This is a genomic window from Citricoccus sp. K5, assembly GCF_902506195.1.
Classification (GTDB): Bacteria; Actinomycetota; Actinomycetes; order Actinomycetales; family Micrococcaceae; genus Citricoccus.
This window is the reverse complement of sequence record NZ_LR732817.1, coordinates 1-18,930: the sequence shown is the minus strand read 5'-3', so window position 1 is coordinate 18,930 and position 18,930 is coordinate 1. Positions and strand designations below refer to the sequence as shown.

The following is an 18,930-nucleotide window of genomic DNA, read 5'->3' as shown; positions in this document are numbered from 1 at the left end:
GGGGCTCACATCCTGAAGACGCCGAAGGACGACGTCTGGCTCGTCTGGCCGGCGGGGGTATGGGCGGTGCGGTCCGAGGGCGACCGCATCACGACGTCGAGGGCTAGTCCGAGCACGTCACGGGTCTGGGCGGGCTCGATGATGCCGTCGTCCCAGAGCCTGGCGGTCGAGTAGTAGGGGCTGCCCTGCTTCTCGTACTGCTCCCGGGTGGGGGCCTCGAACGCGGCCTGGTCCTCGGCGCTCCACGCGCCGCCGGAGGCCTCGATCTGGTCCCGGCGCACGGTGGACAGCACCGAGGCGGCCTGCGGTCCGCCCATCACGGAGACCCGGGCGTTCGGCCACAGCCAGAGGAACCGGGGCGAGTACGCGCGGCCGCACATCGAGTAGGTGCCGGCCCCGAAGGAACCCCCGACGACGACGGTCAGCTTGGGCACGGACGCGGTGGCGACCGCGTTGACCATCTTGGCGCCGTGCTTGGCGATGCCGCCGGCCTCGTACTCGCGGCCCACCATGAACCCGGTGATGTTCTGCAGGAACAGCAGCGGGATGCCCCGCTGCTCGCACAGCTCGATGAAGTGAGCGCCCTTCAGAGCAGACTCGGCGAAGAGCACGCCGTTGTTGGCGAGGATGCCCACGCGGTGTCCGTGGATCCGGGCGAAGCCGGTCACCAGGGTGGTGCCGTACTCGGCTTTGAACTCGTGGAAGCTGCCGAAGTCGATGGTGCGGGCGATGATCTCCCGGGCGTCGTAGGGGGTGGTCAGGGAGACGGGGACCACGTCCGCCAGCGTCTCCGGGGAGTGCTCGGGCTCCGCCACGGCGGCCGGGACGTAGGGCAGCTCCGCGGTGTCCGGGAGGGTGGCCACGATGTCCCGCACGATCTGCAAGGCGTGCTCGTCGTTCTCCGCGAGGTGGTCCGTGACGCCGGAGACCTTCGAGTGCACCTCGCCACCACCCAAGTCCTCGGCCGTGACGATCTCGCCGGTGGCCGCCTTCACGAGCGGCGGGCCCCCGAGGAAGATGGTGCCCTGGTTCCGCACGATCACGGTCTCATCGCTCATGGCGGGCACGTAGGCACCACCGGCCGTGGAGGAGCCCATGACGGCGGCGATCTGGGGGATGCCGTCCCGGGACATCCGCGCCTGGTTGTAGAAGATGCGCCCGAAGTGGTCCCGGTCCGGGAAGACCTCGTCCTGCATCGGCAGGAAGGCCCCCCCGGAGTCCACCAGGTAGAGACAGGGCAGCCGGTTCTCGGCAGCGATCTCCTGGGCGCGCAGGTGCTTCTTCACCGTGATGGGGTAGTAGGTGCCACCCTTCACGGTGGCGTCGTTGGCCACGATCATCACCTGGCGGCCCTCCACCAGGCCGATGCCGGCCACCACCCCGGCGGCCGGGGCGTCTCCCCCGTACAGCTCGAATCCGGCCAGGGGCGCCACCTCGAGGAAGGGACTGCCCTCGTCCAACAGGGTGTCCACGCGGTCCCGGGCCAGCATCTTGCCGCGTTCCGTGTGCTTGAGGCGGGATCGCTCCGGCCCGCCGAGGGCCGCCGTGGCGCGCCGCTCGCGCAGCTCGGCGATCAGCTCTGGGTAGGTTGTCGACATCAGGGGCGCCGTCCTTTGGGTGATTATACGGTAACTGAAATCAGGTTAGCGGTCAGTAACCGAAGTTGTCTATGATGGACGCACCCGGATCCCCAGGAGGACCAGATGACCGCAACCTGGCGGGCCACCCAGAAGGCCCATCGCCGCGCCGCGTTGATGGAGTCCGCCGCCCGATTGTTCGCCGAGCGCGGCTTCGCCGCCGTGTCCACCGCGGAGCTCGGCGAGGCCGTGGGGATGAGCGGCCCCGCCCTCTACAAGCACTTCCCCAGCAAGGACGCACTCCTCGCCGAGATCCTCGTGGACGCCTCTGAGCGGTTGCTGGACGGATGCCGGACCATCCTGGCGGAGGACTCGCCGGAGGAGGCGCGCGGCGGTGCCGCGGACACCCTGATGCGCCTGATCCGGTTCCACCTGGAGTTCGCCACCACCGATCCGGACGTCATCCGCATCCAGGACCGCGAGCTGCCCTCCCTGGCTCCGGAGGACAACCAGGAGGTGCGCCGACTGCAGCGCGAATACGTCCAGCTCTGGGACGGGGTCCTGGCCCGCCTGGACCCGACCATGCACGACGGCGAGCGCCAGGTCCGCCTGCTCGGCACCTTCGGCCTGCTCAACTCCACCCCGCACAGCGCCCCGGACTCCCCGGGGGATCCAGCGGGCGTCATCCTGGCCGGGATGGCCTACCGGTCCCTCGCCGGCGGCACCTCCCCCGGCGTCGCCGCCGAGGCCGGGAGTGCGGCATGACGGCTCCGGGCGCACCCCAGCCGATCCCCCAGGCCGCGACCGTCCTGCTGCTCCGCCCCGGAACGGCATCTGCCGCCGGAGCCCCCGAGGTCTTCACGATCACCCGGTCCACGGAGCTCGCCTTCAGCGCGGGGGTCTCAGCCTTCCCCGGTGGCCGGATCGACCCCGCTGACGAACTGCCCGCCGCACTCTGGGAGGGCACCGACTTGAACGCCTGGGGAGGGCTGCTCGGGCTGGAGCCGGCCACTGCGGGGAAGGTGCTGGCCGGGGCCGTGCGGGAGACCTTCGAGGAGACCGGCATCCTGGTGGCCCGGCACCGGGACGGGACCCCGGTGGGCCCTGCCTCGGTGAACGCCTGGCCGGAGGACACCCGGATCCGCGTCGAGCGTCACGAGCTGGACTTCGGCGACCTGCTGACGGAGCAGGAGCTGCTGCCAGACGTGACCGGCATGGCGCCCCTAGCCCGCTGGGTCACCCCCGAAGACGCCCCCCGGCGCTATGACACGTACTTCTTCGCCGCGATCCTGCCGGAGGGCCAGGTCCCGGGGACACTCTCCTTCGAGGGCACGGACAGCCGGTGGACCACGGCGGGCGGCGCCCTGCAGGACTTCCGCGCCGGACGTCATCAGCTCATGCCGCCCACGTGGTCCATGTTCCGCTCCCTGGCCGCCGCGAGGTCCGCGGAGGAGGTCGCGTCAACCCCGGGCGATATGACCGCGGTGCAGCCGACCGTGGGTCCAGCACCGGCCAGGAGCGTCACAGGATTCCCCGGAACCGACACCTTCGCGGAGGATCTCGCGGCCTATCGCTCGGCCATCCACCAGGACTGACAGTCAGTTTTCTTGCCATCTGACGCATTCCACGTCTACGAGAACCACTTACGGCAACGAAGTACGCAAAGATCCTATCTTTTGACAAATTGGAGCATTCGCCAGAACTTTTCCGGAGTTTTCACCCTTTCGAGTCCTCAGGGAGTCAAGACTGGATCCCAACGAAGCAGCCAGACACCGCTTCGACACCCCAGATCCGTCAGTCCAGACCCCGAGGAGACTGCCATGACCGAGCAGAACACCCAGCACACCCCGGCCAGCGCCGAGCAGATCCAGCACGACTGGGATCACAACTCCCGCTGGGCCACCACTGAGCGCACCTACACCGCCGAGGACGTCGTCAAGCTCCGCGGCCGCGTCCAGGAGGAGCACACGCTGGCCCGCCGCGGCTCCGAGAAGCTGTGGGAGCAGCTGACCAGTGAGCACGCCGAGGGCTCCTACACCAACGCCCTGGGCGCCCTCACCGGCAACCAGGCCGTCCAGCAGGTCAAGGCCGGGCTGCGCGCCATCTACCTCTCCGGCTGGCAGGTCGCCGCCGACGCCAACCTCTCCGGCCACACCTACCCGGACCAGTCCCTGTACCCGGCCAACTCGGTGCCGCAGGTCGTCCGCCGTATCAACAACGCGCTGATGCGCGCCGACCAGATCGAGTTCGCCGAAGGCGTCCAGACCGTGGAGGACTACCTGGTCCCGATCATCGCCGACGCCGAGGCCGGTTTCGGCGGACCGCTGAACGCCTACGAGCTGATGAAGTCCATGATCACCTCGGGCGCCTCCGGCGTGCACTGGGAGGATCAGCTGGCCTCCGAGAAGAAGTGCGGCCACCTGGGCGGCAAGGTCCTCATCCCGACCGGCCAGCACATCCGCACCCTGAACGCGGCCCGCCTCGCGGCCGACGTCGCCGATGTCCCCTCCGTGGTCATCGCCCGCACCGATGCCGAGGCCGCCACCCTGATCACCTCGGATGTGGACGAGCGCGACTCGGACTTCATCACCGGCGAGCGCACCGCCGAGGGCTTCTACAAGGTCCGCAACGGGATCGAGCCCTGCATCGCCCGCGCCAAAGCCTACGCCCCGTACTCCGACCTCATCTGGATGGAGACCGGCACCCCGGACCTGGAGCTGGCCAAGAAGTTCGCCGAGGCCGTCAAGTCCGAGTTCCCGGACCAGATGCTCTCCTACAACTGCTCGCCGTCCTTCAACTGGAAGAAGAACCTGGACGATGCCACCATCGCCAAGTTCCAGCGCGAGCTCGGTGCCATGGGCTACACCTTCCAGTTCATCACCCTGGCCGGCTTCCACGCCCTGAACCACTCCATGTTCGACCTGGCCAAGGGCTACCAGGAGCGCCAGATGTCCGCCTACGTGGAGCTCCAGGAGCGCGAGTTCGCCGACGAGGCCCGCGGCTACACCGCCACCAAGCACCAGCGCGAGGTCGGCACCGGCTACTTCGATGCCATCTCCACCGCCCTGAACCCGGATGCCTCCACCCTGGCCCTCAGCGGGTCCACCGAGGCCGGCCAGTTCTGATCCAGTCGGCTCAGGCCAAGCCTTGAGCCGGACGGAAGGCGGGTGGTGCCCGGACCCCACATGGTCCGGGCGCCGCCCGTCCTTCCACCCCACCATCAGTTATCCCGACGCCGGCTCCCGACCGGACGGCCGGCGTCGCCCCTTATTTCACCCCGCACACACCCCTGGGGCTCTTCCACCGACTTTTTCGACCCCGCGCGATCTTCTGAACGCGCACCGCGTCACCGCTGCTGCGGCCGCCGCGGACGACTTCCCGAGGAGGCTCCCATGTACCCCACCGACCAGCCCATCACCCTCAACGGCGTGACGATCACCGGACCGCACCTGCCCCGGCAGGAGGAGATCCTCACCCCCGATGCTCTCGACTTCCTGGCCAGCCTGCACCGTCAGTTCAACGGCCGCCGCCTCGAACTCCTGGCCAAGCGGGAGGAGACCCGTCAACGGATCTCCGACGGCGCCACCCTGGACTTCCTGCCGGAGACCCGCACCATCCGCGAGGACAGCTCCTGGCGGGTGGCCCCGCTCGCGCCAGGTCTGAAGGACCGCCGCGTGGAGATCACCGGACCGGTGGACCGGAAGATGACCATCAACGCGATGAACTCCGGTGCCAAATGCTGGCTCGCCGACTTCGAGGACTCCTCCTCGCCGTCCTGGGAGAACATGCTGAACGGCCAGGTCAACCTGCGGGACGCCATCCGCCGCCAGATCGACTTCACCTCCCCCGAGGGCAAGGACTACACGCTCGGGGGCGTGCAGCTCGTGGACCGCCCGACCATCATCGTCCGCCCCCGCGGCTGGCACCTGGACGAGGACCACCTGGTGGTGGACGGCGAGCCGATGGCCGGCGCCCTGGTGGACTTCGGCCTGTACTTCTTCCACAACGCCAAGGAGCTGCTGCGCCGCGGCCGCGGACCGTACTTCTACCTGCCGAAGACCGAGAACCACCTCGAGGCGCGGCTGTGGAACTGCATCTTCGTGGTGGCTCAGGACCACCTCGGAATCCCGCAGGGCACCGTGCGCGCCACCGTGCTGATCGAGACGATCACCGCGGCCTTCGAGATGGAGGAGATCCTCTACCAGCTGCGCAACCACGCCGCCGGCCTCAACGCGGGCCGCTGGGACTACATCTTCTCCATCATCAAGAACTTCCGGGACCGCGGTGAGGCGTTCGTGCTGCCGGACCGTGCCGACGTGACCATGACCGCCCCGATGATGCGGGCCTACACCGATCAGCTCGTGCGCGCCTGCCACCGGCGCGGCGCCTCGGCGATCGGCGGCATGGCGGCCTTCATCCCGAACCGCCGTGACCCCGAGGCCAACGCAGCGGCGCTGGAGAAGGTGCGGGCGGACAAGACCCGTGAGGCATCCGATGGATTCGACGGCTCCTGGGTGGCCCATCCGGACCTGGTGCCGGTGGCCATGGAGGTCTTCGACGAGGTCCTGGCGGACCGGCAGAACCAGATCCGCGCCAACCGCCGCGAGGATGTCACTCCCGACGCCGCAGCGCTGTTGACCGTGTCCGAGACACCGGGCTCCATCACTGAGGCCGGCGTGCGGATGAACATCGAGGTCGGCATCCGGTACGTGGAGTCCTGGCTGCGGGGCAACGGCGCCGCCGCCATCCACAACCTCATGGAGGACGCTGCCACCGCGGAGATCTCCCGGTCCCAGATCTGGCAGTGGATCAACGCCGGATCCTCCGCCGAGCTGACCGGGGGCGGCACCCGCACCGTGACCCGCGAGTGGGTGCAGGAGCTGATGGACGAGGAGTTCGCCCGCATCGAACGGTCTGAGGGGGACCGCTTCGACGACGCCCTCGAGGTCTTCGCCGGCTCCGCCCTGGCCGAGGAGTACCCGGACTTCCTCACCCTGCCGGCCTACCGGAAGTTCCTCTCGGCCCAGGCCCCGGCACGCCAGGCGCTGGCGGGTACCACGGTCTGAGGCTCGATCGCGGCGGTGCCGGGACCTGGTCCCGGCACCGCCGCGGTTCTACCGTGGCCACCATGGACATGAAGATCGAACTGGTGGCGATCCCGGTCACCGACGTTGACCGGGCGAAATCCTTCTACGTGGACCAGGTCGGCTTCCACGCCGACCATGACTACGTCCTCTCCCCCGAGCTGCGCTTCGTCCAGCTCACCCCGCCGGGATCGGCCTGCTCGATCGTGCTGGGTGTGGGCATCACCGAGATGGTGCCCGGCTCGCAGAAGGGCGTTCAGATGGTCATCGACGACGCGGATGCAGCCCTCGCTGAACTGTCCGGCCGCGGCGTGGAGTGCAGCGGCGTGGACGAACAGGACTGGGGCCGTTTCGTCTACTTCGCTGATCCGGACGGCAACACCTGGTCGTTGCAACAGATGCCGCCCGCCACCTGACGGTCCGGCCGCGGCGCAGGTGTGACGGTCACCAGGACGGCAGCTCCGGCAGCGGCCCGTCAGCCTCGACGCCCGCAGCGTCACCCCGGGCCAACCAGGCCAACAGGCCCTCCCGGTCGGACTCGACCTTCAGGGCACCGTCACCGATGACCCACTCGTCGCGCTCCTCGGTCACGAGCGTCATGCCGGGCGCGTTGCGGACCCGCATGGCCCGGACGACGGCCTCGACGGCGTTGAGCAGGGAGTCCGGGTCCGCCTCCTCGACGGTCCAGGCGGTGTCCAGGTCGGCGTGGTGGACCACCACCTCGGAGATGCGGACGGCCACCAGGGAGGTCGCGGGGATGGGTGTGGCGCCGATGCGCACCCCCTCCGCCCGGATCTCACCGGCCAGCCGCTCGGACTGCTCGGCGAAGTACCGGGACGCCTCGACCAGCTCGGCGATGAGCTCCCTCCGGGGCAGGGCCGCGATCCGGGCGATGTCCTCGGCGCGGGCCTCCGGGGAGGAGTACACGGGTTGCTCCTCACCGGTGACGGCCCAGTCCACCATGCGCACCAGGGCCCGGGCATTGGAGGCCAGGTGCGCCACGATGTCGGCCCGGCTCCAGCCCTCGCAGAGCGAGGGAGCGGCCAGTTCGTCCTCGGAGAGGGACTCGACGGTGGCCAGGAGCATGGCGGTCTCGCGAGCCAGCCGGGACTGGTCGGAGTGCAGGCGTGCGGGATTGATCATGGGCTCACCCTAGCGAGGCGGCTGTGAGCCCCGCCACCGGAAGGCACCCCTGGTCCAGACGCATCCGACGGCGATCCAGACGCCAGCCGACCCGGTCGCCTGACCCCCCGGAGCGCCCCCTGACGTGTACCCGGGCATTCTCCTGATGTGATCTACCTCACGTCCTGCAACGCTGGACCCTGGCTTGTTGTCCCCCAGCGTTGACCCGAGAGGAATCGGTCATGACCCTGCCTTCCCCCGCCCCTGGCGGCACCTCACACGACCCGAGAACATCGACCGATCGCCAGGAGCGACGCACCGCCAACTGGGTGGCCGCCATCGTCTGCATGGCCCTGGTGTTCGACGGCTTCGACCTCACCATCTACGGCGCCGTGCTCTCCACCCTCCTGGACGATCCCGGCCAGATCGGGGCCCTCGATGCGGCTGCAGCCGGGACCCTGGGCTCCCTCGCCCTGATCGGCGTCCTGGTCGGCTCACTCACCTGCGGCTTCCTGGGCGACCACTTCGGACGCCGCCGGTTGATCCTCGGGGGCATCGCCTGGTTCTCCGTCGGCATGTTCATCACCGCCCTGACCACCACCGTGCCCGCGTTCGGCGCGATGCGTCTGCTCACCGGGCTCGGCCTCGGTATCATCCTCGCCACGGCGGGAGCCACCATGGCGGAATTCGCTCCGGCAGGACGCCGCAACTTCTACAACGCCGTGGTCTACTCCGGAATCCCGGCCGGCGGCGTGATCGCTGCCCTGCTGGGCATCCTGTTGCTCGAGCCCCTGGGCTGGCGGGGACTCTTCATGCTCGGCGCCACTCCCCTCCTCTTCTTGCTGCCCCTGGCCTGGTTCAAGCTGCCCGAGTCCCCCCGCTGGCTGCTCTCCCGCGGCCGGACCGAACAGGCGCACGCCGCCTCGGCCCGGACTGGTATCCCCCTCCTGGAGGAGCAGGTCGTCCAGCGGGAGGGCGCTGCCCCTGCGCGCCGCGGCTTCGCGGCCATCTTCTCGCGCCAGTTCCTCGTGGCCACGATCCTGCTGGGTTTCATGTCCTTCTCCGGATTGCTCCTGACCTACGGGCTGAACACCTGGCTGCCCCGCATCATGGAGAGCTACGGCTTCGGCACCAACTACTCACTCTCTTTCCTGCTGATCCTCAACTGCGGTGCCGTGCTCGGGGGCATCATCGCCTCCACGGCCGCTGACCGGCTCGGCGCTCAGCGGATCGTGGCCACCACGTTCGTCCTGGCAGCCATCACCCTGGTCTTGATGACCTTCGCCTTCCCAGCCCCCGTCCTGTTCCTGTTCATCGCCGTGGCCGGGGTGGGCACGCTGGGGACCCAGGTCCTCATCTACGGCTTCAGCTCGAACTACTACACCACCAACGCCCGTGCCGCGGGGGTGTCCTGGGTGGCCGGTTTCGGCCGGATCGGTGGCGTCCTCGGCCCTCTGGTGGGCGGATGGCTGGCCGCACTCGGCATCGGCGGCGGGTCGGCGTTCTACATCTTCGGGGGCGTCGCCCTCTTCGGGGCGCTCGTCACCCTGGCCGTCCCGCGTCAGCGCGCCCTGGAGCGGGCCGCGAGCCCGGCGGTCGCCTCCGCAGTGGCAGGAGCGCCCGACGACGGCCGCCCCGGCCCCACGGTACGGCTGGCTCAAACGGTGCAACCAACACAGCCAACGCAGCAGGCTCAACCGGCACAGCCGGATCAGCCTGCTCAGCCGCTGGGGCGGTAGCGCGCGGCGAGCGCGCTGCGGGAACGGATGCCCAGCTTCCGGTAGATCCGAGTCAGGTGGTACTGGACGGTCTTCTCGGCGAGGAAGAGCGTCTGGGCCGCCTCTCGGTTGGTGGCCCCGGAGGCCACCAGTCCGGCCACGGCCCGCTCCTGCGCGGTCAGCTCCACGGAGGTGCGCTCGGCTCCGGTCGAACCGCCGGACTCGAACCACGTGGGGCCGCCGGCCCCGGCGACCCCAGCGGCCCCGGCGGCCAAAGGGTCCCCCATGAGACCGACGTCCACACCGCTGGCCTGCAGCTCCCGGTCGCACCGTTCCACGTAAGTGGTGGCACCCAGGCTGTCATACAGGGCCCTGGCGGAGTGCAGCACAGAGGAGGCCAGTCCACGCTTGCCGGCACGGCGCATGCTCTGGCCGAAGGCGAAGCTGACGCGGGCCCGCAGGTACGGCCGTTGCAGACCGCGCAGGTGCCCGAGTGCGGCCTCGAAGTGTTCGCGGGCCGCGCCCGGATCTCCTTGCGCGGCCGTGATCCGGCCCCGGGCCCAGGCCATCCGGGCCAGGTCGGACGGCACCGGCTTCTCCCGGCGGATGGCCTCGAAACCGGTGAGGAACCGGTCCGCCTCATCGACCATGTTGGTCATGACGAGTGCATTGACGTAGGTGTCCTGCCAGGGCCAGAAGGACACGCGGTCCTTGGTCCACGGGTCGATCTCCACGAGTGACTCCAGGGCGTCCAGGGCGCTGGCATAATCCGCGCGCGCCTCGTGGAAGCGCGCCCGCGCCAGGATGGACGGCACCTGCATGGCCCGATAGGTCCCCGGCTGCACCCCGGCCAGGGAGACGTAACGCCGGGCCCGCTCCCAGTCCCCCCGCATGGACCACAGCTCGGCGGCGGTCCAGTAGAGGAGGGGGCGGATCAACGGCATTCGCGAGGTCTCCAGCCGCACGGCGGCGCGGGAGACCGTGGCGGCCGCGGCATCCCAGTCGCCCAGGGTGAGCTGGGTCCGAGCCAGCCAGGCCTCGGCCCACAGGGAGATCCGCAGCGAACCGCCACGCTGCTCCGTGGGTACGGCCGCCTCGAAGTTCACCAGGGCGGTCTCCACCTGGTCCGTCCGCAACGCCAGCCAGGCCGAGCCCATCTGGATCCGCTGCTTCTGGGCGTTCTCGGCCACGTGCCCGAAGGCCCGTTCATAGCTGCGCTCCGCCTCGACCGTGCGCCCCTGGGCGTAGAGGCCCAGTCCGTAGATCGCCTCGGACTCGATGTGTGCCGGGGTGCCGGGAGCGGTCAGGGTCATGGCCCGCTCGGCCCAGAGGCCCATGGTGGGCCCATCCCAGGACGCCACCCCGTGCAGCACCATCCGCTGGGCCACGGCGGCCGCGGCGGCGGGCTCCCGCTCGGGATCGCTGTCCGCCCAGGCCTGTTCCAGTTGCGTCCGGGCACCGTTGTTGTGTCCGGAGGCAGTGGACAGGTAGCCCAGCACGGAGGATCGCAGGGAGGACGGGGGCATGTCCTCCACGGCCGAGGACCACATCTGGGCCTCGGCGATGTTCCCCGAAGCCACGAGCGCGTCCACACCCCGCAGCAGTCGCTCGCTCCGCGACCGGGGATCGGCGGACAACCGGGACGCGGCGAACAGGGAGACGGCCACGTCACTCCAGGCACCCACCAACGCCCGCCGGCGCACGAACTCCTCGAGCTCCATCGCCAGGCCCTCGTCCACCCCCAGGGTGGCGGCCGCCCGGTGACCGAGTCGGTCCCGTTCCTGGGGCACGACGCCGGCCGCACGGCAGTGCAGTGCCTGGCTGCGGCTGGGTGCCAGCTGGCCATAGACAGCCTCGGCGGCGCCCGGCTCCATCAACTCCACCCGGGCCGTGGTCGGGTCGACGGCCAGGCGCAGCAGCCGCACCCGGTGCCCCTCATCCAGGGCGTCCATCAGGGCCTCCACGCCACTGACATGCGCGACCGCATCCGCGGTGGCGGCCCCTCCCAGGACCGCCACCGCCTCGGCCACACAGACCAGGTCCTCCGAGGCGGTCTCGAGGAGGCCCCGCACCCGGGCCAGCATCCGCGAGCTGGCGGGCAGGCTCGGAAACCAGGACTGCCATGTCTCCCTCGGCAACTCGGCCAGCAGCTCCACGATTGCCTGGGGCATCCCCCGGGTGTGCCGGACCAGACCGTGGGCGGCGGTGGCCCCAAGGTCGATGGAGAACCGCCGGCGCGCGAGCTCCCGCACGTCCTCGGCATCCAACGGCTCCAGCTGGAGGTGCCCGACCCGGTGGCTGTTCAACAGGTCCAGCAGCCCCGGGGGAACGCCGTGGGCGCGGGCATGGTCCAGGGTGAGGACGAACAGGACTCTCTGCCGGTGCGTGCGGCGCAGGCCGAACAGCAGCACTCGCAGGCTCTGCTCGTCCAGCAGGTGCACGTCGTCGATGGCCACCACCACACAGGAGCGGGACTGCAGGGCCGTGATGTGCGCGGCCAGGGTGTCGGCGAAGTTGGCCGCCCGCGCCGGGGTGAGGTCCATCCCGGACTCCGGCCGGGGCAGCACGGCCCCCTCGACGCCCTTGGAGGAACGCAGCGGCTCCCGGTGCATCAACTGCGAATACCCGGACAGGGGCAACTCGCTCTCCCACACATCCCCGGCCGCGGTCATCTGCTGCACGTCCGGCACCACGGCTCGGCAGTGCTGCAGGAAGTGGTCCAGCGTGGCGGTCTTCCCGGACCCGGTGGGGCCGCTGAGCACCACCGTCCGCACGGTCCCCCCTCGCGCCAGGTCCAGCGCCTCGGTCAATCCGTCGAGGACCGGGGCCCGGCCGACGAGCGGCAACTCGGCACCGGCGTGATGGCCAGTGATCATGGGCGCGAGTCTACTGAGCCGTCCCCAGGGAGCTCGGTGGGACAACGCCTCTGCCGGCCGGCCGTTCCGAGCCGGGCTCAGCCGAGATCGCCGCCGGCCACCGGCAGGATGCTCCCGGTGGCATAGGACGCCTCGTCCGAGGCCAGGAAGACGATCGGTGCCGCTTGCTCGTCCAGGGTGCCGTAGCGCTTCATGAACGAGGACTCGGTCACCTGGTCCACCACGTCCTGGACCCACCGCTCCTCCCGTTCGCCGTCCGGGCCGGGGCCGCGCTGGACGGTGCGGGGTGGGGCCTGGGTGCCGCCGGGGGCCGTGGCCACCACCCGGATTCCGCGCTCCGCGGTCTCCATGGCGAGCGCCTGGGTGATGCCGTTCACCCCGCCCTTGGCCGCGGAGTAGGGCACCCGGTTGATGCCGCGGGTGGCGTTGGAGGAGACATTGACCATGGTGCCTTGGCCCGCCTCGAGCATGGCGGGCAGCACGGCCCGGCACATCCACAGAGTGGGGAACAGGGACCGGGTGACCTCGTGCTGGATCTGTTCGGCGCTGAACGTCTCGAACGGTCGCATCCAGATGGCCCCGCCCACGTTGTTCACCAGCACGTCCACCCGCCCATGCGTGGCCAGCACCGCGTCCACGGCCGATTGGGCCCCGTCGAACGACTCCAGGTCGGCCGTGACGGCGGCGGCCGATCCCCCGGACCCGGTGGACTCCTCCCGCTCGGAGATCCCGGCGGCCACCTCGTGGACCAGCTCGGCGCGATCCACGAGCACCACAGTTCCGCCCTCCGCGGCGATCCGCTCGGCCACCTTCCGACCGATCCCCTGACCCGCCCCGGTGACCACCGCGACCTTGCCTGCGAAGCGCCCCGGGGTGATGAACTGGCCCGCGTAGGGGGCGGCCATCAGGCGACCGCCCGGGAGGGCGCGGCTGCCGCGGCAGGCGCCTGGCCGGCGTCGTGCCCCTGGGCCGGACCGCTACCGGGAGCCGGACCGGAGCCGGCCTCCATGGCGTCGATGGCCGTGGCCATGGTGCCCTTGGCGTCCTTGGCGTGGGCCATGACGATCTCCCGGGCTCTCTCCTTGTCCTCCTGGCCCCCGTCCTCGAAGGCCTGGACCACGTCCACGTGGTCCTGGGACACCCGGGCGAAGATCTCCGTGCCCTGCTCGAACGTGGCGAACATCTGCTCGCTGAGGTCCAGCCGGCGGTAGGACTCCAGCAGGACCGGGTTCTCCGAGATGGTGAAGAGGTACTCGTGGAAGGCCTCGTTGGTCTTCACGTACTCCTCCGGGTCCGTGACCGTTCCGTCCCCCACGCAGGCCGCGGTGGCCTCGGCCAGCCGGCGGAACTGCTGCAGCTGCTCGTCCGTGAGCCGGCCGAACATCAGCTCCGTGATGGCCAGCTCAAGGCCCATCCGGGCGTCCAGCTGCGCGTAGCTGTCCTCCTTGCGGAAGGACAGCCGCCCGGTGGTCATCGAGGAGACGGCCTCGGAGCGGGACAGGGTGTCCCCGGCGGACTCGACCTGCTCCGCGGACGCCGGGGCGCCGGTCTCGGCGTCGCCGCCGGTGGCCTCCTTGGGAGCGAACCGCTCGAAGTAGAAGTTCGCCGGTTCCACGCCCTCGGTCTCCAGCCATGTCGCCACCGCGTTGACCATGGGCGGCGGACCGCACAGGTACACGTCCACATCGCCGTCATTCAGGTGCTGCGGCTCGATGATCTGGGTGACGTAGCCAGTGTGGGGCGCGGAGGTGCCCTCCTCAGAGGCGATGAGGTCCCAGGTGAACTGCGGCAGCCGCTCCTCGTAGGCGCTCAGCCAGTCCAGGCCCACGATGTCCGCCTCGCGGCTCACCCCGTAGATCAGGTGCACGGGGTGGGCCGGCGGGTTGGCGCTGAGCTTCTCCAGGATGGACATGAGCGGCGCCAGGCCGGTGCCGCCGGCCAGCAGCAGCAGCGGACGCTGGGGCTCGCGCAGGAAGAACGAGCCGTAGGGACCGGTGAACTCGATGGCGTCCCCCACCGCGGCGCGATCCCGCAGGTACTCGGACATGGCCCCCTGCGGGGTGATGCGCACCATGAAGGAGGAGTGGTCCTCGTCCGGGCCGGTGCTGAAGGAGTAGGAGCGCTCGGCGTCCGTGCCGGGCACCTTGATGTTCACGTACTGTCCCGGCAGGAACGCCAGCTCCTCGCGGTCCTGCACGTCCAGGGTGAAGGAGATGGTGGACTCGGAGTGCTTGTCCAGCCGGCTCAGGGTCGAGGTGAACGCGGCGGCCGAGGTCTTGGCGGACTCCGCCGTGGCCGGGACCTGGATCATCATGTCCGACTCCGGGACGGCCTGGCAGGTCAGCAGGTATCCCTTCTCCAGCTCGTCCTCCGTCAGGGCGTCGTCGATGAAGTCGCCCGGGTCGAAGGTCCCGGAGTCGCAGAACGACTTGCACGTCCCGCAGGCCCCGTCCCGGCAGTCCGAGGGGATGTTGATGCGTGCCTTGTACGCGGCGTCCATGATGGTCTCGAAGTCGCCGACCTTGACGACCTTCGTCACGCCGTCCTCGAAGCTGAGGGCTACTTGATGGCCCATGGTGTCCTCCTGGATGGATCCGGGTGGATCCGGTTTGAATCTGGTGGTGGGTGTCTGACGTCCGGTGTGCGGCCGGGGCTCAGATCATGTAGATGTCCACCACGTGGTGGATGTAGTCGTTCTTCAACACGACCTTCTTGGCGAGGATGACCGGCTCGGGCCCCGAGAGGTCGATCGTGTAGTGGCTGGTGCCGAAGTACGTGTCCGTGGACTGATAGCGGTAGTACAGCGTGAACCAGTTGAAGCGGACCCTCACGGTGTCCCCGTCCCGCTCCATCAGCTCCACGTCCGTGATGTTGTGCCCGGTGCGCGGGTCCGGCATGGACGTGGCGGAGGAGCGGTCGGTCTTGATGCGGAAGACCCGGTCCTCGATCCCGCCCCGGTTCTCGTAGTAGATCAGGGAGATCTCGGACTGAGGGTCCTCGGTCAGCTCGTCGTTGTCATCCCAGGCCGGCATCCAGAACTCGGAGTCCGGGTGGTAGCACTCGAGCCACTCGTCGAACTGCCGGTCGTCCAGCAGCCGGGCCTCCCGGTAGAGGAAGGCGCGGACGGTCTCGAGGGTGATGATGTCCTCAGTGGTCTTGACGGTGGGCACCGCGGTGGCAGTGGTGGTCATGAAAGCAGCTCCTCGCAGGTCTTGGTGGTCTTGGTCAGGCCAAGGCCGGTTCAGCGGCAGTCTCGGCGTCAGCTGACTGGACGCCGGTGGCGGCCTTCTCGGCGGCGGACTCCTCCGCGGAGACCGCCTGCTCCATGACCCCGTGCCAGTACTGGTGCTGGATCGGGTAGAGGCCCTCGTCCTCAGTGCGGGCCCCGGAGGCGATGACGTCGTTCATGCCCAGCGCCGCCGCCTGCTCGTCCGGTCCCTCGATCTGGTGGGCCGAGCCACGGGTCATGTCATTCCACTTGGCGCTCGTGGCCCAGTAGGTCTTGTTGCAGGAGCGGAACTCCTCCAGGTCGTCCGGGGTGGCCATGCCGGTGGCGTTGAAGAAGTCCTCGTACTGGCGGATGCGCTTGGCGCGGTTCTCCGCCGACTCGCCCTTCGGGGCGATGCAGTAGATGGTCACCTCGGTCTGGTCCGCGGAGATCGGCCGGAAGTGGCGGATCTGCGAGGAGAACTGATCCATGATGTACACGTTCGGGTAGAGGCACAGGTTGCGCGAGATGTTGATCATGAAGTTCGCCATCTCCTCCCCGTACTTCTCCACCAGCTCCTCTCGGCGGTCCCACAGCGGGCGGTCCTGCGGGTTGGTCCACTCCTGCCAGAGCAGCAGGTGGCCGTGGGGGTAGGAGTAGAACCCGCCCTTGACCTTGCCCCACTTGCCGGCGTCCATGGCCTTGGTGGTGTTGGCGGAGTCCCCGGCGGTGCGGCGTGCGGTGGTGGCCGCGTAGTTCCAGTGCACGGAGGTCACGTGGTACCCATCCGCGCCGTTCTCGGCCTGAACCTTCCAGTTCCCGTCATAGGTGTAGGTGGAGGCTCCGCGCAACACCTCGAGCCCCTCGGGGGACTGGTCCACGATCGAGTCGATCACCGTGGTCGCATCCCCCAGGTGCTCCTGAAGCGGGAGGACGTCGGCCTTGAGGGAACCGAAGAGGAAGCCGCGGTAGGACTCGAAGCGGGCCACCTTGGTGAGGTCGTGGGAATTGTTGGTGTTGAAGCCCTCGGGGTAGCCGCCGTTGCGGCCGTCCTTGACCTTGAGCAGTTCACCGGAGTTCTTGAACGTCCAGCCGTGGAACGGGCACGTGAAGGTGGTGCGGTTGTCCGTCTTGCGCCGGCACAGCATGGCCCCGCGGTGCGAGCACGCGTTGACGATGCAGTTGAGGTTCTCGTCCTTGTCCCGGGTGATCATCACCGGGGTGCGGCCGATGTAGGTGGTGAAGTAGTCGCCGATGTTCGGGATCTGGGACTCGTGCGCCAAATACACCCAGTTGCCCTCGAAGAGGTGCTTCATCTCGAGCTCGAAGACCTCTTCGTCGGTGAAGATCTCCCGCTTGGCCCGGATGATGCCCTTCTCGCGATCATCCACCACGGCGTCCGTGAGGACGTCCCGGACGTGAGTCAGGTTCTCGGTCATGTCGTTCTCCTTCTGGACGGGGAGGGACGGCACCGGCCCGTGGAATATGGCGGCCGGGAGGCTTCCCCAGATGCGTATCCAGCCAGTCTGAAGATCGGTGACTCCAGTCACATCAGGCATTCCCCTAGGGCTGACCCAGGGGGTTGATTGCCCCTGGTTCTCGTCTCAATGAGCGCGATCTGCCTATTGGCGCGAGCTGACATCGGGGCCGTACGGTGACCTCCGTGACCCAGCTCACCGAATCCCCCCTCATCACCGCCCGCCGTCCGGCGTGGCGGCACGTCTCCGTATCCGCGGTGGTCGCGGGACTGGTGGCGGTCGCCATCTCCTATGCCGGGCCGCTGCTCGTGGTCCTGGGTGCCGCCCAGCGGGCCGGACTCGACCCTGGCCAGACAGCCTCCTGGGTCTGGGCCATCTCCGTGGGCAGCGGCATCATCTGCGTGAGCATGAGCTTGGTGACGCGTCAGCCCGTGGTGGTGGCCTGGTCCGTTCCGGGGGCCGCACTGCTCATCACCACCCTTGGCGGCTACGAGTACTCCGACGCCATCGGCGCCTTCATCGTGACCGGCGTGCTGACCATCGTCCTCGGGGTCACGGGATGGTTCGGCCGGCTGATGCGGGCCCTGCCCCGGCCGATCATGGCCGGGGTCCTGGCCGGCGTGCTGCTGCCTTTCGTGCTCGACGCCGCGGGCGCGTCCGCCGAGGCGCCGATCGTGGCCGGCGGACTCGTGCTGGCCTACGTCCTCGGCCGCCGGTTCTTGCCTCGGTACGCGGTGCTGGTGGCGCTGGCGGCGGGGGTAGCGCTGGCCTTCGCCACGGGAACGACGACGGCCCCGCACCTGAGTGCCGGCCTGACCATGCCGCTGTGGACCACCCCGACGTTCGACCCGCAGTCGATCATCGGGATCTCACTGCCACTGTTGATCGTGACGATGGCCGGGCAGAACGGCCCCGGCCTGGCCATGATGCACTCGAACGGCTACGCCGCGAACGACCGGCTGCTCCTCGGCGCCGCGGGGGCCGGCTCGGTGCTCTTCGCACCCTTCGGGGCCCACTCCATCAACCTGGCGGCCATCACCGCCGGCATATGCTGCGGCCGGGAGGCCCACGAGGACCCGGCCCGCCGCTATGTAGCCGGGATCTCCTGCGGCGTGTTCTTCGTGGCCTTCGGCTTCGCCGGCCAGAACATCGTGGAGCTGCTGGGGGCGGTCCCCGAACAGCTGGTCACGGCCGCCGCGGGGGTGGCGCTGTTCGGGGCACTGCAGGGGGCCCTGACGGATGTGGTCCGGGTGGATCCGGACCCGCCGGTCGGGGCGAAGGCGCCCGGCAGCGGCGGGCGACGCGGCCCCGCGGGTCTCGAGGCCGGCGTCGTGACCCTGGCCGTGACGGCCTCGGGGCTGACTGTGGCGGACATTGCGGCGCCATTCTGGGGGTTCCTCGCCGGCGCGCTGGTCTACCTGATCCTGTCCGTCACGGCCCGCCGGAGGGGAGCCTGAGTACTTGCCCCGACCGCCGGGAGGTGGCCAGACTGGGATTCCCGCCCCCGAAGGAGTCGCCATGGACCACGAGAACCCGGAAGTGCCCGAGGAAGACCGCCTGGAGGAATCGGAGGCCGTGGCCGCCGAGGATGCCGAAGATCCAGTGGCCGCGGCGGCGGCCGCCGCCCACCGGCATGACGACGAACGGGCCGATGAGTGGGAGGACGAGTCCTTCCCTGCCTCGGACCCGCCCTCCAACTACTGAATCTGACGGTAGAAAGCGGCCCGATTCTCGGGGTTGCCGGCGTCTGTCAACCTGTTTGGAGCCAGTTCCGGTGTTGTTCGGGTTCTGGTCCCGGGTGATTGATGCCTGACCAGGCCGGTGGCATCGCGGTAGTCGGCACCCGATGTCGGTATCGGGCAGGGTG

The 18,930-nt window shown here is 69.4% G+C and carries 15 protein-coding genes; 8 read left to right on the top strand and 7 right to left on the bottom strand.

The window, feature by feature from the left end; translation table 11 throughout:
- Positions 1-5: 5 nt before the first annotated feature.
- On the bottom strand, positions 6-1,598 hold the full coding sequence (locus BOSE125_RS00075) for a carboxyl transferase domain-containing protein (RefSeq protein WP_236557739.1): 1,593 nt from the start codon (positions 1,596-1,598) through the stop codon (positions 6-8).
- A gap of 105 nt (positions 1,599-1,703) precedes the next feature.
- Here BOSE125_RS00075 and BOSE125_RS00070 point away from each other — a divergent pair, with 105 nt between their 5' ends.
- The 5 genes from BOSE125_RS00070 (at position 1,704) to BOSE125_RS00050 (ending at position 7,077) form a co-directional block, all read left to right on the top strand.
- Positions 1,704-2,342, top strand: coding sequence for a TetR/AcrR family transcriptional regulator (locus BOSE125_RS00070; protein ID WP_159548337.1), 639 nt, complete (start codon positions 1,704-1,706; stop codon positions 2,340-2,342).
- Positions 2,339-3,172: an NUDIX domain-containing protein gene (locus BOSE125_RS00065; protein WP_159548334.1), complete on the top strand. Its 834-nt coding sequence runs from the start codon at positions 2,339-2,341 to the stop codon at positions 3,170-3,172. Before BOSE125_RS00070 ends, BOSE125_RS00065 begins: the two co-directional genes overlap by 4 nt.
- Before the next feature lie 225 nt (positions 3,173-3,397).
- A complete protein-coding gene (aceA, locus tag BOSE125_RS00060) occupies positions 3,398-4,702 on the top strand; it encodes an isocitrate lyase (protein WP_159548331.1) in 1,305 nt (434 codons plus the stop codon).
- 267 nt (positions 4,703-4,969) lie between these two features.
- A complete protein-coding gene (gene aceB / locus BOSE125_RS00055; protein WP_159548328.1) occupies positions 4,970-6,643 on the top strand; it encodes a malate synthase A in 1,674 nt (557 codons plus the stop codon).
- A gap of 62 nt (positions 6,644-6,705) precedes the next feature.
- Positions 6,706-7,077 carry a glyoxalase superfamily protein gene (locus tag BOSE125_RS00050; protein WP_159548325.1) on the top strand — a complete coding sequence of 124 codons (372 nt, stop codon included), beginning with the start codon at positions 6,706-6,708 and terminating at the stop codon, positions 7,075-7,077.
- Positions 7,078-7,105: 28 nt separating this feature from the next.
- Here BOSE125_RS00050 and BOSE125_RS00045 read toward each other — a convergent pair whose 3' ends face one another.
- Entirely contained in the window at positions 7,106-7,804 is a 699-nt protein-coding gene (locus tag BOSE125_RS00045; RefSeq protein ID WP_159548322.1) for a maleylpyruvate isomerase family mycothiol-dependent enzyme, read from the bottom strand.
- A gap of 221 nt (positions 7,805-8,025) precedes the next feature.
- Here BOSE125_RS00045 and BOSE125_RS00040 point away from each other — a divergent pair, with 221 nt between their 5' ends.
- Positions 8,026-9,522, top strand: a complete 1,497-nt coding sequence (locus BOSE125_RS00040; protein WP_159548319.1) for an aromatic acid/H+ symport family MFS transporter — start codon at positions 8,026-8,028, stop codon at positions 9,520-9,522.
- On the opposite strand, the gene BOSE125_RS00035 is transcribed toward BOSE125_RS00040, so the two are convergent.
- From BOSE125_RS00035 to benA, 5 genes are all read right to left on the bottom strand, one after another.
- The gene (locus BOSE125_RS00035; RefSeq protein WP_159548316.1) at positions 9,504-12,377 is read right to left on the bottom strand and encodes an AAA family ATPase; all 2,874 of its coding nucleotides are present in this window, start codon (positions 12,375-12,377) and stop codon (positions 9,504-9,506) included. The genes BOSE125_RS00040 and BOSE125_RS00035 overlap by 19 nt on opposite strands.
- A 77-nt stretch (positions 12,378-12,454) precedes the next feature.
- Positions 12,455-13,282 carry a 1,6-dihydroxycyclohexa-2,4-diene-1-carboxylate dehydrogenase gene (locus BOSE125_RS00030; protein ID WP_159548313.1) on the bottom strand — a complete coding sequence of 276 codons (828 nt, stop codon included), beginning with the start codon at positions 13,280-13,282 and terminating at the stop codon, positions 12,455-12,457.
- Positions 13,282-14,952, bottom strand: a complete 1,671-nt coding sequence (benC, locus tag BOSE125_RS00025) for a benzoate 1,2-dioxygenase electron transfer component BenC (protein ID WP_159548310.1) — start codon at positions 14,950-14,952, stop codon at positions 13,282-13,284. The genes BOSE125_RS00030 and benC overlap by 1 nt, the downstream gene beginning before the upstream one ends.
- A 79-nt stretch (positions 14,953-15,031) precedes the next feature.
- Positions 15,032-15,568, bottom strand: a complete 537-nt coding sequence (gene benB, locus BOSE125_RS00020) for a benzoate 1,2-dioxygenase small subunit (RefSeq protein WP_159548307.1) — start codon at positions 15,566-15,568, stop codon at positions 15,032-15,034.
- Between the two features lie 34 nt (positions 15,569-15,602).
- On the bottom strand, positions 15,603-17,024 hold the full coding sequence (gene benA, locus BOSE125_RS00015) for a benzoate 1,2-dioxygenase large subunit (RefSeq protein ID WP_159548304.1): 1,422 nt from the start codon (positions 17,022-17,024) through the stop codon (positions 15,603-15,605).
- A gap of 224 nt (positions 17,025-17,248) precedes the next feature.
- Here benA and BOSE125_RS00010 point away from each other — a divergent pair, with 224 nt between their 5' ends.
- The gene (locus BOSE125_RS00010) at positions 17,249-18,520 is read left to right on the top strand and encodes a benzoate/H(+) symporter BenE family transporter (protein ID WP_236557738.1); all 1,272 of its coding nucleotides are present in this window, start codon (positions 17,249-17,251) and stop codon (positions 18,518-18,520) included.
- A 61-nt stretch (positions 18,521-18,581) separates the two neighbouring features.
- Positions 18,582-18,767, top strand: a complete 186-nt coding sequence (locus BOSE125_RS00005) for a hypothetical protein (protein WP_159548301.1) — start codon at positions 18,582-18,584, stop codon at positions 18,765-18,767.
- The last annotated feature ends 163 nt before the right edge of the window (positions 18,768-18,930 follow it).

Coding starts and splice junctions, on each gene's coding strand:
- aceA (WP_159548331.1), top strand. CDS start 3,398: ATGACCGAGCAGAACACCCAGCACACCCCGGCCAGCGCCGAGCAGATC.
- BOSE125_RS00070 (WP_159548337.1), top strand. CDS start 1,704: ATGACCGCAACCTGGCGGGCCACCCAGAAGGCCCATCGCCGCGCCGCG.
- BOSE125_RS00065 (WP_159548334.1), top strand. CDS start 2,339: ATGACGGCTCCGGGCGCACCCCAGCCGATCCCCCAGGCCGCGACCGTC.
- benC (WP_159548310.1), bottom strand. CDS start 14,952: ATGGGCCATCAAGTAGCCCTCAGCTTCGAGGACGGCGTGACGAAGGTC.
- BOSE125_RS00035 (WP_159548316.1), bottom strand. CDS start 12,377: ATGATCACTGGCCATCACGCCGGTGCCGAGTTGCCGCTCGTCGGCCGG.
- benA (WP_159548304.1), bottom strand. CDS start 17,024: ATGACCGAGAACCTGACTCACGTCCGGGACGTCCTCACGGACGCCGTG.
- benB (WP_159548307.1), bottom strand. CDS start 15,568: ATGACCACCACTGCCACCGCGGTGCCCACCGTCAAGACCACTGAGGAC.
- aceB (WP_159548328.1), top strand. CDS start 4,970: ATGTACCCCACCGACCAGCCCATCACCCTCAACGGCGTGACGATCACC.
- BOSE125_RS00045 (WP_159548322.1), bottom strand. CDS start 7,804: ATGATCAATCCCGCACGCCTGCACTCCGACCAGTCCCGGCTGGCTCGC.
- BOSE125_RS00050 (WP_159548325.1), top strand. CDS start 6,706: ATGGACATGAAGATCGAACTGGTGGCGATCCCGGTCACCGACGTTGAC.
- BOSE125_RS00075 (WP_236557739.1), bottom strand. CDS start 1,598: ATGTCGACAACCTACCCAGAGCTGATCGCCGAGCTGCGCGAGCGGCGC.
- BOSE125_RS00040 (WP_159548319.1), top strand. CDS start 8,026: ATGACCCTGCCTTCCCCCGCCCCTGGCGGCACCTCACACGACCCGAGA.
- BOSE125_RS00005 (WP_159548301.1), top strand. CDS start 18,582: ATGGACCACGAGAACCCGGAAGTGCCCGAGGAAGACCGCCTGGAGGAA.
- BOSE125_RS00030 (WP_159548313.1), bottom strand. CDS start 13,282: ATGGCCGCCCCCTACGCGGGCCAGTTCATCACCCCGGGGCGCTTCGCA.